Here is a 12,957-nt window from a genome sequence, read left to right on the forward strand (position 1 = left end):
TTGGCTTGGCAAAAGTGCTGAGCCGGATGTCCTGTTTTTTTGTTTAAGGAGTAGGAAAAAAGTATTGCTTCACAACATAGTTTCATTATAGAATAGTTTTACTAATGAATAGTTCGTTATGTGAACTAGTTTTGAAAGGAGAAAAATATATGAACATCCCAGATGCCAAAAGTTTGGTGAATCGTTATCTGGATGCGTCTTTCCTGGTTAACAAGCGGTTTGATACCCAGATACGGGAAAAGGTAGGGCAAACGGTCACAACGGATCAGTTTTGTGCACTGCGCCTCATACATGAAAAACCTGCCTGCACCCCGTCGGATCTTGCGGAGCTCCTGTGTGTGGGCAAGAGCAGCATTACGGCTCTGGTAACCAAGCTGGCTGACCGGAATCTGGTGCATCGTGCAGGGGATGAACGTGATCGTCGTGTTATCTATCTGACTCTGACCGAGGCCGGTCTTCAGATTTACAAGGAGACTGAGCTGGAGATTCAGAAGGTTCTTGAACCTTACTTGAAACATTTTACACCAGAAGCGGTCCAGAACTTTATTGAATCTTTTGAGAAGCTTGCAGCGTTACTAACACAAGAAGAAGGGCTGGAGAAGTAATGAGAGCAATTTTAAAAGGACGCTGGTGGATCATGGGGCTGTGGATTGTCGCCGCGGCTGTATTGATGTTTACCGCGCCAAACATGAGTGAGTTAATTCGGGAAAAAGGGCAATTTTCGGTTCCTGAGGGGTACTCTTCTACAAAAGCAGCTGCAATTCTGGATGAAGCTGCAGCTCAAAGTGGAGAACAGAAAGGTACCTCGATCGCACTGGTATTTTATAATCCGGATGGTCTTGGTACAACAGGCAAACAAGAGGCGGAAAAGGCAGTTAAGTTACTCGAGGCCGATAAAGAAAAACTCGGCATCTTGTCTGTTCTGGACCCCTTCACACAGCCGGAACTGTCAGATAAGATGATCTCGAAGGATGGTACAACCATTCTGACTTCACTTTCGATTGAAATGGGTGACCGCACCGTAAAGGAAATGCGGAATGATCTGAATGGTGCGCTGAAACCAGTGAATGTTGAGCATTATATTACAGGTAAAGGTTTGATTGATGAAGATACGATTGAGAGTTCCCAAGAAGGACTCAAGAAATCGGAATACATTACGGTTGTCTTTATTTTACTTATTCTTTTTCTCGTATTCCGTTCATTCGTAGCTCCATTTGTACCGCTGTTGACGGTGGGCATCAGTTACATCGTATCCCAGCAGATTGTTGCGTTCCTGGTCGATGGGGTTAACTTCCCGCTCTCCACGTTCACACAGATCTTTATGGTTGCAGTCATGTTCGGAATCGGTACAGACTACTGCATTCTATTGATCAGCCGCTTCAAGGAAGAGCTAGCACACCATGAGAATACATGGGATGCCATTATTGCTACATATCGCACCGCAGGTAAAACGGTGTTTTTCTCAGCTCTAGCAGTGCTGGTTGGATTCGTGGCCATCGGTTTTGCACAGTTTTTGTTGTACCGTTCTGCGGTCGCGGTCGCTGTAGGGATTGCCGTGATGATGCTGGCACTCGTGACGATTGTGCCGTTCTTTATGGCTGTGCTGGGCAGAAAGTTATTCTGGCCATCCAAAGGATCGCTCGAACATGCCGAGAGCAAAATCTACGGTGCAGCAGGCAAATTCTCACTTAAACGTCCGTGGGCAGCTCTGCTGATTGTTGCCGCAGTTACGGTGCCTCTTTTGTTGACATATGACGGGAAATTATCATTCAACAGTCTGGATGAGATTGGTGACAAATACGATTCGGTCAAAGCTTTTAATATTATTTCAGATAGCTTCGGGCCAGGAGAATCCCTGCCGGGTCAGATCGTCATTCAAAATGACGAAACGATGGATAATGCCAAATATATGGCTGTGGCAGAGAAGATCAGCCGCGAAGTAGAAAAAGTTCCCGGTGTTGCTGGTGTTCGTAGTATGACACGTCCAACGGGGGATGAGATCAAAGATTTTGAAGTAACCAAACAGGTAGGTACACTATCGGATGGTCTGGGCGAGGGCAAGACAGGTCTGGATAAAATCAGCGATGGTCTTAGCAAAGCTAGTAATGAATTGAGCAAAAATGAACCACAGCTTAAAGAGGCAGCAAACGGAGCAGGTCAGCTAACCAAGGGAACAAGCCAGCTGCAATCCGGTATTACACAGCTAAGCGATGGACTGAAGCGTATTGAAAAAGGCATTCGGGATGGATCATCTGGTGCAGGGGATCTCAAAGCCGGACTTCAACAAGCCAAAACGAGTGCAGACCAGCTTGCCAAAGCGAATGATCAGTTGTTGCAAGCCTACCGTCAGGCAGGAGCAGGTGTTGCTGCGCTGGGCGATGGAACGAAGGAACTGGAGCAGCAATTGACAGGTGTTTCAACAGCTTTGACGAGTCTTACAGCATCCTTCTCTGCTCTAGAGGAGCGATTCCCTGAATTGCAGCAAGATGCCGACTATCAACGCATCAAAGGCACGATTGGTCAAACCGGTTCAGGCACAGCGCAGCTTGCGCAGGGACTTTCCCAAATTCAGACGAATCTGAGTGCAGCGGCGGCTGGAATCAATCAAGCGAATGAAGGTTTTGCTTCCGCAGCGTCCGGACAGAAGGCTTTGGCCGATGGTCTGGGTCAGATTGTAACAGGTATTGGTCAACTGGAAACAGGATTGAAACAGGCTGCCGATGGTCAAGGTAAGGTGATCAAAGAAATCCCTTCTATCCAGAATGGTCTGGGTCAGCTTCAGGGAGGGCAGGAGAAGATCCAGAAGGGCTTCTCGGATCTCAGTGGTCAATTAACACAATTGACAGATGGCTTGAACCAAAGTGTGGATGGAATCAAGAAAGTATCAGGTGGCTTGGATTCTGCTCAGGATTATTTGACACAACTGCAAAATTCACCGGATTCGGATCTCGCAGGCTGGTACGTACCTGAAGAAGCCTTGAATAATAAGGACTTCAAAAAAGTGTTTGATACGTATCTATCGAAAGATCGCAAGACGATGACGCTGGATGTTATTTTTGCTGAGAATCCGTATGGTACAGAAGCGATTGACCGTGTGCCAGATATCGAAGCGGCAGTACATCGTGCAGTTCAGGGCAGTGCGCTTGAAAAAGCCGATGTTGCCGTAGGCGGTGTAACCAGCACGTTTGCCGATTTGCAGTCGATCTCGAACAAAGACTACACACGTACCGTTATGCTGATGCTCGCAGGAACATTTATCATCTTGGTAATCCTGCTTCGTTCCGTCATCATGCCGATTTATCTCATTATTTCACTTCTGCTTGCGTACTTCACATCGATGGCACTTACGGAAGTGGTCTTTGTGAATATCATGGGTTATGCCGGAATCAGTTGGGTTACGCCATTCTTTGGATTCGTTATGCTGATTGCGCTTGGCGTTGATTACAGCATTTTCCTTATGGATCGATTTAACGAAAACAAAGGAATGAGAGTACAGGATGCGATGTTATACGCGATGAAAAACATGGGAACCGTCATCTTGTCCGCTGCGGTCATTCTAAGCGGGACGTTTGCGGCGATGTATCCGTCCGGGGTACTCTCGATGATGCAAATCGCTACCGTTGTGCTTAGCGGTCTGATTCTGTATTCCCTCTTATTCCTGCCATTCTTCGTACCTGTAATGGTGAAGATGTTCGGGCGGGCGAATTGGTGGCCGTTCCGCAACAAGGAACAGTCGGAATCTTCCGAATCGAATCATACCGTTGGTATGTGATTCTCATTGATGTTGATATTTCATATGGAAGGGAAGCTCTGCCGCATCATGTGGTGGGGCTTTCTTTTTTATAATACTCATCATGGACACAAAGATTGGTGTTTGCCTAAGGACACTATCCCGCGCTTTGTCGAATCGATCTTCATAGGATATAGGGAGTTCATGAATGATCAGGGAGATCAGCAGAGAGAGGAGCGGCGGGATGGTATATCGTTATGTAGCTATAGGGGATTCCTTGACGGTAGGTACAGGAGCTTTGCTCGGAACCGGATTTGTTCCAATCTATCGCCGTATGGCGGAAATGAACCTTCGTACATTTGTATCTATGGACAATTTGGGTGTGAACGGACTAACATCGGCAGAACTTCAGCAGATGATTAACGGACATCCTCGGGTGCGTCAAGCGATACGTGAAGCAGATATGATTACGGTTTCCATTGGTGGTAACGATCTGATCCGTACATTTAAAGCTAGCGGAGGTATTCCAAATGCCGGGAAAATGACACAAGTGCTTGGTGAAACACGTCATCATGTATCTCAGGTTATGCGACAAATTCGGCAGTTAAAAGGGGATCAGAAGTACTTTGTTCGTTCCATTGGATTGTACAACCCGTATCCACAATCAACCGAAGCTGCATACTGGGTGCGACAGTACAATTCTTATCTTAATAGTGCAGGTTCAGGTAACTATGCATGTGCTCAGGTGTACGACAAGTTTGAAGGACGTGAGCGAGAATTGCTGTTCTGGGACAGAGTCCATCCAAACGCAAGAGGGTACCGGATTATCGCGGAGCAGTTGAATCGAACGGGCTATGTTCCTTTTGCTTGAAGCATGAAGAAAACTAGACCCGCCTTACAACTTCCGATATGATGAAAGAGTTCATTCAAATTATCGTAACAGGGGAGTTCAAATCGGTGTCTAACAAACAGCAAAATTCTCTTCTTCCATTGGAAAAACAATTAATCTCTGAAGTGTTAGCCTTATACGGCTTCAGATCGGATTGGCAAGGTAAGCGCAGCAATGGAGGTATGAATAATTCTACTTTTGTACTTCACACCCGTGATGCAGACTATGTTATGAGACAATACGAAACACATAATGATCAAGCGAAAATAGCTTTTGAACATGGCGTGCTTATCGCACTGTCCAATACAGATTTTAAACTTCATTCGCCAACACCAGTCATTTCATTATCTAGTAGTAGCGGCAAGACAGCGGATCAAGAATCGAAGGAAAGTAACCATTCTAATGAGGAGAATAGGCAGACTTACCAGCTTGTACAAGATCATATCACGGGAACTTTTAAAGTCGTGGCTCTGTTTCGTTATTTGGAAGGCGTAAATCCGGTATGGGATTCCCCCGAGCAATTGCTTCCTTTGGGACGGGCAGCGGGAAATCTCTCAACAGCTCTTGCCAAGCTCGAATTGGAACTTAAGCCGGTATATCCGCCATATTACCGGATCGACGAGGCTTATCCGCTGTGTACACCAGAACGTTTACTGGGAATGTGTGCTTCGCCGCCGGAAACGCTGAAGGCTTGTGCCGAGGAGTTAGAGCAGTTGCTGGTTGAACTGCCAGGTTTGTTCAAAGCATTGCGTGGAATGGAGCAACTTCCGCATCAAATCGTGCATGGTGATGTGAACGCATCCAATGTGCTGGTAGACCCAGAAGGCAACATGAGTGCGATTCTTGATTTTGAGTTTGCCACCTGGGATCTGCGGGTCATGGAACTGGCTGTTCCGATGTCTGACATGCTGACCATGGACAAGAGCGAAGAATGGATGTGGCAGGCGCAGGCTAATCTGGTGCAGGGCTTTCGAGAAGAGGTTGAACTCACCGCTGACGAACTGAAAGCAATCCCGCAGCTGATTTTGCTGCGAAGTCTGGATGTGGTTATGCATTTTATCAGCCGGATGCTGGAAGGGACGGATAAACCAGAGGTGGCTACAGAGCAAATTGTGAAACTCAAACAGCGAATGGACTGGATGGGGCGGCATGAGAATCAATTACGTCAATTGTTAACGAACTAACATGCGTGGCAAATAAATAAGTGTGCTGGTTCTGCTACGGACAAAAGAGCAGAACCAGCACACTTATCTTTCTTTTATAGGATGCTTGCTGATATACGAAGGTAGTTCAATCTACAAAGCACGTTTGCGGAACCAACTGCGGACAGCCCAGCGCCGTTCCTGACGTTTTTTATATTTGGGCAAGGAACGATACACATTCAGGGATTGATCATATGCTTGTTTGGCATCTTCATTACGCCCTAGCGAACGGTATACCGAGCCAAGCAGATAAAAGGCTTCACTGGAGGAAGAATGGATTTCCTGAAACTGCTGCACATAATGAAGGGCTTTGTCACGATCCGTATCCTTGAAGGCTGTAGCCAGATTCAGATAAGGCTGTCCGTATTTGACTCTGGGGTTAATCTCAAGTGCATGCAAGATATGACGTTCGCCTTCCGAGATTTTGCCGAGATACAGTTCAGTTGTGCCCAAAGCTTCCCAGTACTCAGCAGACTGTTCGTAAGGGCGTTCCAGTTCAAGCAAAAAGGCATGTGCCTCACTGTAACGTTTGCGTTCAATGAGCAATCGGGCCAGTTCCAGCTTGGAAGATACTTCGTTAGGGTTCAGCGCTAGCTGTTGTTTCAACCTGGAAATGTTACGCAACCGTTTAAGGGGTTTGGTGAAGCTTGGAAATACGCCGACAAAACGACGATCCAGGAAATACAGGATGACGAGCAAAATCAGAATGGCGATGAACGGATTGCCAACGATCTGCCAGAGCAGGCCAAAAATAAGAAATTTAATAATCACAGGTTCAACTCCAGTAACAATATAATCGTGTTGCGCAAACCTTGAATATCATACCATATCCTCTCTTGGAATAATATGTGTGTGCATATCTCCGTTTCACATCCTAGCGATGTTGTACCATCGTTCTGCGATATGCGGCCGGTGTCGTGCCCGTCAGTTTCTTGAACTGTCTGTAAAAATGAGGCAAACTATCAAATCCGCAAGCATCTGCGACAGCAGCCATCGTTTCATCCCCATTCAGAAGATGCTCCTTCGCCATAATAACTCTACGAGCGAGTACATAATCCGTTAGCGTCATTCCGGTGTAACGCTTGAATGCCCGGCTAAGATGAGCAGGAGATACGGCAGCTTGTTGTGCAAGTTCAGGTAAAGTCAATCGATTGCGCAGTTTAAGATCAATGTCAGACAGAATGGAGGACAGCCATGACGGTGTAGGTAGTGATGTTGTAGCATGGGCAGGACCGGTAGCTGAATCCAGACGTTCAAGGAAAATAAGCAAGAGCTGCAATCGGAGCAGTGCGGCGTGAGAACTCAGATGATGATCGGAACGGAACTCGGCATGAATATCATCAATGAAGGCAGACACTTGTGTCTGCTCGGCATGGTTTAGATGCCTTTTGTATATTCGCCGTTTGCGACAGCGTTCAAATGGGTGTAGCAAGGAGGAGGACATGCCTCCGGCGGTTGAAGCCAGTAACCCCGGACTGAAGAACAGTGCAGAAGAGGTAACCGGATTACCTGCATCAGGCAATGCACGGTGCACGGTACTGCCTGGAATAAGAAATAAATCTCCCTCCTGCATATCTTCGAGACCTGCATCGATAAAAATACTTCCCTGTCCCCTATAGACATAGATAATTTCATGCCAGTCGTGCAGATGATCCGGTAATTCATTTTGTGGAGATTTCGTATCACTATAGACAAGGCGGAACGGTATGCCCGATTCGGTCTGAATGGTGGTGCGAACTGGTGAATGTTCCATTGGGACTCCTTTGGGAGACAAATGTCTCAGATAAGATGTCAATTCTGATCAAAAAACAGTATATTTAACGCAATATAAGCAATTTAATTTCCTTTTATTGATGATACAATGAATTTAAAGCGTTTACAATAAAAGGATGCCAGCATATGCTGTTCGCATTCTGAGTTCGCAAATAATCGGTGAGGTGAGTGTCCATGTCTGCAAGCACAAAGCGGCCAAGATTGAAGATGCATCTGCTCGGCAATGATAGTCAGCGCAAATGCAAAGAAATGATTGAACGTCCCGTCAAAGTTTTGCAGATCGGGGAAGGTAATTTTTTACGGGGATTCGCAGACTGGATGCTTCATGAGAGTGCTCGGCAAGGCAAGTTTCACGGCTCTGTAGCCGTGACACAGCCTCGGCCTGGGGGCAAGGCCAAGCTGGAGCAGATTCGTGATCAGGATGGATTATATACAATGATTACGCGTGGTCTCTCTGAAGGGAAGCGTGTGGAACGTACGGAAATGGTCTCTGTCTTCTCCCAATTTATTAATCCATACGAGGAGTGGCAGACGTTTCTGGAACTTGCGGAGCTGCCATCGCTGGAATTTGTAATCTCGAATACGACAGAATCCGGCTTGAAATATATCCAATCAGACTATATCCCAGGAGAGCCCGTTCAATCTTTTCCTGGTAAATTGACGGTTTTCTTGCATCAAAGATATGTACGTTTTGCTGGAGATCCATCGAGAGGACTCATTCACCTGCCATGTGAATTGCTTGAGGGCAATGGTGATGTTCTGCGAGAATGCGTGCTCCGTCATAGTGAAGATTTCGGATTCTCGGACAGCTTCCGCTCTTGGATCGAACATCACAATCAATTCCTGAACAATCTGGTAGATCGTATTGTGACGGGTGCGCCAACCCAGGAAGAGGCAGATACACTTACGGAACGCTGGGGTTATGAGGATCAACTGATTAATACGGCAGAGCCTTATCATTTCTGGGCGATTCAAGGCGAGGAGTCGCTGGACAAGCGCCTTCCATTGAAACAAGCAGGGCTCAATGTGCACTGGGTTAAAGATTTGAAGCCATATCAGCTTCGGAAAGTGCGCATCCTGAACGGCTCACACACCCTGATGTCTTCTCTGGGCTTGCTTCGCGGTAAACAACATGTAAGAGAAACCATGGAAGATCCGCAGTTTAGTTCCTGGATTAGGCAAGCGGTGCTTGAAGAGATTGTGCCTGCTTTGGATATGCCTGAGCTGGGATTGGAGCCATATGCGGAAGAAGTCTTTGAACGTTTCTTAAATCCATATATTGATCACAAGTTGCAGGATATTGCACTGAATACGGCCGGTAAATTCAAAGTACGTGTACTGCCAACCCTGCTCGCCTATGAACAGAGTCAAGGAAGCTGGCCTGAGCGGCTAATACAAGGTTTTGCCGGATTCCTCTATTTATATCGCCCATTGCAGACGCAGGAGGGCTACAGAGCGCAGCTTTTGAGCGGAGAAACGATTCCACTAAGAGATGACCCTGATGTACTGGCAGCTTTGGCTACTCATTGGGAAGGTTACGATCACTTGACCAGTGGAACGGCTGAATTGGAGAAAAGAGTTGCTGCGGTTCTCTCCGATGAAGTGATCTGGGGAGAGAATCTGGATGCAAAAGAAGGATTGCGAGCAGCACTCGTACATGAAATCAGTAAACTGGAAGGTGAAGTGAAATGAGTACAACAAGCACAATCAACGACTGGATTGCGATCCAGCCTCAGGACGATGTCATCATAGCACTTCGCGATTATGTGAAGGGAGAGCGTATCGATCTGCCGGATGGTCACTCGTTCACACTGCAAGATGATGTACCTAAAGGGCACAAAATCGCTGTGCATGATCTTGCACAGGGAGCAGATGTGATGAAATATGGTTTTTCCATCGGCATCGCCCAGGAAGCAATTGCACAGGGGAGCTGGATACACAGCCATAACTTGAAGACAGGTCTGCATGGTTTGCTTGAATATGAATATCAGCCAGGACAACCGATGACGATAGACATGCCTCCTGAACATTTACGAACATTCGATGGGTATTTGCGTCCGAACGGGGAAGCGGGAATTCGCAATGAAATCTGGATCGTCAATACCGTTGGATGCATTAACAAGGTGTGTGAAGCTCTTGCACGGATGGGGCAGTCCCAATTTGGCCGTCGGGTGGACGGTGTGTTTCATTTTCCGCATCCTTTCGGCTGTTCCCAGCTGGGGGACGACCTGAAATATACTCAACAGTTGCTGGCCTCACTGGTCGAGCATCCAAACGCTGGTGGTGTGCTGGTCATTGGTTTAGGTTGTGAGAATAACCAGGTGGATCAGTTCCGTGAGTGCATCGCACCGGAGTATCGGGAGAAGGTACGTTTCCTCAAAGCGCAAGAGACCGAGGACGAGTTGGAAGAAGGATTGCGTTTAATGGAAGAGCTGGTTGAGATTGCTGAGCAAGAGAAACGTCAGCCTCTGCCACTGAGCAAACTGAAAATTGGATTGAAATGCGGAGGCTCGGATGGCTTATCCGGCATTACAGCGAATCCGCTCGTAGGCGCTGTTGCGGATCTGCTCGTTGCTGCGGGTGGAACAGCGATTCTGACTGAGGTTCCGGAGATGTTTGGAGCGGAAACCATTCTGATGAACCGTGCGGCAGATGAGCATGTCTTCAACGATTTGGTAGACCTTGTGAATGGTTTCAAGCAATATTTCGTGAATCATGGTCAAAATATCTACGAAAATCCTTCGCCGGGTAACAAAGCAGGCGGAATTACAACACTTGAAGAAAAATCACTCGGATGTACGCAAAAGGGAGGACGCTCCTCGGTTGTCGATGTGCTCCGTTACGGTAAACGGGTGACCAAAACGGGTCTAAACATTGTAGAGGCACCCGGCAATGACCTCGTTTCCGTGACAGCTTTATCTGCGGCAGGAGCGCATATCGTGCTGTTTACGACGGGACGCGGCACACCGTTTGGCGGTCCGGTACCTACGGTCAAAATTGCAACGCAATCGGACCTGGCGAACCGTAAAAAGCACTGGATTGATTTTAATGCCGGTCAGCTGCTTGAAGGACAGACGATGGAACAAGTCAAAGAACAATTATTCAGTCAGATTATTGATATTGCTTCAGGACGTGCGCAGACTCTTAGCGAACAGCATGGTTTCCGGGAGATCGCGATCTTCAAAGACGGAGTTATTCTCTAACCTCATCTACGTGTTGCAAAATAAAACAAGACAACAATCCGGCGAGTTGTAATAAACTGCCGGATTGTTTTTTATTTTCTTTTCGAAGTCTTATGCACGCGTAGCGGTGCAACAATATAGATTATACCGCTACGTTGTGCGTTCTAAAATGTGCACTCCGCGGGCTTCAATGCTAATCTCTCCAGTGTATTCCTTGCCTGTTAACAACTCACGGACCCTTGAATCACCGAGATCATATGACTGCGGGGAAGCATTGTGGTTCATGACAAAAAGATAAGTTAACCCATCTTTCGTACGTGCGCTTACCTCTACACCTTGCGGGGTTTCGAGCAAAGGTTTAATATTTTTTTCGGCCGCAAGCTCTGCGAGTAAACCTTCGAGGAAAATGTTTTCCGGATCAGTGGCGACGTACCAGGCTTGCCCTTGACCAAAGGTATTACATGTAAGTGCAGGCATGCTTTGATAGAAGTCTTCACCGTACTCGGCAATCACTTCTGCACCTTCACTGTGAAGGAGATCGCACAGCATACCGCATTCGTATACGCCTTCAAGTGCGCCCCATGTTTCCTTCAGAACGATGCTATTCTTCTGTTCGGGTAGGAGAGCATCAATCTCTTCGACCCAGATGCCAAGCAGGTTTCGAAGCTCACCGGGGTAACCGCCAGTGGTCACGAGATCATGCTCGTTAACAATTCCGCTAAAGAAGGTGGTCAGGAAGGTACCGCCGGCCGCAACGAACTGCTCCAATTTTGCAGCAAAGCCTGGTTTGACCATATAAAGCACAGGCGCAAGAAGCAGATCGTATGAGCTGATATCGCTGTCTACGCTTATAATGTCCACTTGAATGTTGCGGTGGAAAAATGCCGCGTAGTATTTGTGAATTTGCTCGACATATTTCAGAGCCACCGTTGGCCCGCTTGATTTTTCAATTGCCCACCAGTTATCCCAATCGAATACAATCGCTACCTTGGACTGAACTCTGGCATCAAGCGTGGTGTCGCCGAGGATCTGCAGTTCCTTGCCGAGCTGTGCGACCTCTCTGAACACCCTTGTGTTTTCGTGTCCTGCATGTTCAATGACGGCACCATGGTACTTCTCGCATGCACCGATGGAACGGCGAAGCTGGAAGAACATCACGGTATCCGCGCCGTGTGCGACTGACTGATAACTCCATAGACGCATGACACCAGGGCGTTTCAGTGAGTTATACGGTTGCCAGTTCTGCTGACTGGGTGTCTGTTCCATTAGCATAAATGGCTGACCGTCTTTGAGACCGCGCATGAGATCATGAGCCATGGCGGTATAGCTGATTGGTGTCGCAAGACCGGGATAACTGTCCCAGGACACGATATCCATATATTTAGCCCATTTAAAATAGTCGATCTGTTTGAAAAAGCCCATCAAATTCGTTGTGACGGCAGAATCGGGAATATGCTTTTTAATGGCATTGTACTCCAGCAGATAACATTCGAGCATGCTGTCCGAGTTAAAACGGGAGTAGTCCAGTGAGATGCCTTGGAATGATGAACTGTTGTGACCCCAATGTTCACTCAGATTGCTTGGAAGCACAATCTCGTCCCAATCATAGAACGTATGGCCCCAGAAGTTGGTGTTCCATGCTTTATTGACCTGTTCTATGGTTTTATAACGTTTCTTGAGATATACACGGAATGCTTTTTCGCAGTTTTCACAATAACAATCCCCGCCATATTCATTGGAAATATGCCAGACAAGGACTGCGGGATGATCTTTGTATCGCTCGGCCAGTTTGTCTGCGATGATTTCGGAGTACTTCCGGTAGGTCGGACTGTTCGGGCAGGAGTTATGCCGTCCGCCAAATTTCCGTTTGCGTCCGTCCGCGTCTACCCGCAGGACATCGGGGTAATTTTTGGCCATCCATGCCGGGTGCGCGGCGGTACTTGTGGCAAGGCAGATATAAACCCCATTTTCGTACAAACGATCAATCAATTGATCCAGATATTCAAAATTATACGTCACCTCGTCAGGCTGAATTAGTGCCCAGGAAAAAACGTTAATCGTGGCCATATCAATGCCCGCCAGTTTAAACATGCGGAGGTCTTCCAGGTGGGTCTCATGATCCCATTGTTCAGGATTGTAATCGCCTCCATAAAACATTTTGGGTAATTTGCTGCTGATCAA

Annotated in this window: 9 protein-coding genes; 6 read left to right on the forward strand and 3 right to left on the reverse strand. The window is 47.2% G+C overall.

The genetic code is table 11. From position 1 onward, the window contains the following. The first annotated feature begins 149 nt into the window (after nt 1-149). The 4 genes from ACT89M_RS10840 to ACT89M_RS10855 all read left to right on the forward strand — a co-directional run bounded on the left by ACT89M_RS10840 (nt 150) and on the right by ACT89M_RS10855 (nt 5,803). Entirely contained in the window at nt 150-605 is a 456-nt protein-coding gene (locus ACT89M_RS10840) for a MarR family winged helix-turn-helix transcriptional regulator (RefSeq protein ID WP_154886426.1), read from the forward strand. Next, nucleotides 605-3,772: an MMPL family transporter gene (locus ACT89M_RS10845; protein WP_341181877.1), complete on the forward strand. Its 3,168-nt coding sequence runs from the start codon at nt 605-607 to the stop codon at nt 3,770-3,772. The genes ACT89M_RS10840 and ACT89M_RS10845 overlap by 1 nt, the downstream gene beginning before the upstream one ends. A gap of 166 nt (nt 3,773-3,938) precedes the next feature. Further along, nucleotides 3,939-4,601, forward strand: a complete 663-nt coding sequence (locus ACT89M_RS10850; RefSeq protein WP_253495494.1) for a GDSL-type esterase/lipase family protein — start codon at nt 3,939-3,941, stop codon at nt 4,599-4,601. Between the two features lie 38 nt (nt 4,602-4,639). Beyond that, nucleotides 4,640-5,803 (forward strand): phosphotransferase enzyme family protein, encoded by a 1,164-nt coding sequence (locus tag ACT89M_RS10855; protein WP_154886424.1) that lies wholly within the window; start codon nt 4,640-4,642, stop codon nt 5,801-5,803. 111 nt (nt 5,804-5,914) lie between these two features. Here ACT89M_RS10855 and ACT89M_RS10860 read toward each other — a convergent pair whose 3' ends face one another. Next, complete coding sequence (locus ACT89M_RS10860; RefSeq protein ID WP_186809553.1) at nt 5,915-6,592, reverse strand: tetratricopeptide repeat protein; 678 nt, start codon at nt 6,590-6,592, stop codon at nt 5,915-5,917. Between the two features lie 103 nt (nt 6,593-6,695). Further along, nucleotides 6,696-7,574 (reverse strand): helix-turn-helix domain-containing protein, encoded by an 879-nt coding sequence (locus ACT89M_RS10865; RefSeq protein ID WP_154886423.1) that lies wholly within the window; start codon nt 7,572-7,574, stop codon nt 6,696-6,698. Between the two features lie 194 nt (nt 7,575-7,768). Between ACT89M_RS10865 and ACT89M_RS10870 the strand changes: the two genes are divergently transcribed. Both ACT89M_RS10870 and ACT89M_RS10875 read left to right on the forward strand, forming a co-directional pair. Then, nucleotides 7,769-9,286: a tagaturonate reductase gene (locus ACT89M_RS10870; protein WP_308722046.1), complete on the forward strand. Its 1,518-nt coding sequence runs from the start codon at nt 7,769-7,771 to the stop codon at nt 9,284-9,286. Beyond that, nucleotides 9,283-10,797 carry a UxaA family hydrolase gene (locus tag ACT89M_RS10875; protein WP_186809552.1) on the forward strand — a complete coding sequence of 505 codons (1,515 nt, stop codon included), beginning with the start codon at nt 9,283-9,285 and terminating at the stop codon, nt 10,795-10,797. Before ACT89M_RS10870 ends, ACT89M_RS10875 begins: the two co-directional genes overlap by 4 nt. A 129-nt stretch (nt 10,798-10,926) precedes the next feature. Here ACT89M_RS10875 and ACT89M_RS10880 read toward each other — a convergent pair whose 3' ends face one another. Beyond that, nucleotides 10,927-12,957: a beta-galactosidase gene (locus ACT89M_RS10880; RefSeq protein ID WP_154886421.1), complete on the reverse strand. Its 2,031-nt coding sequence runs from the start codon at nt 12,955-12,957 to the stop codon at nt 10,927-10,929.

It is taken from the genome of Paenibacillus sp. NN59 (assembly GCF_057597225.1).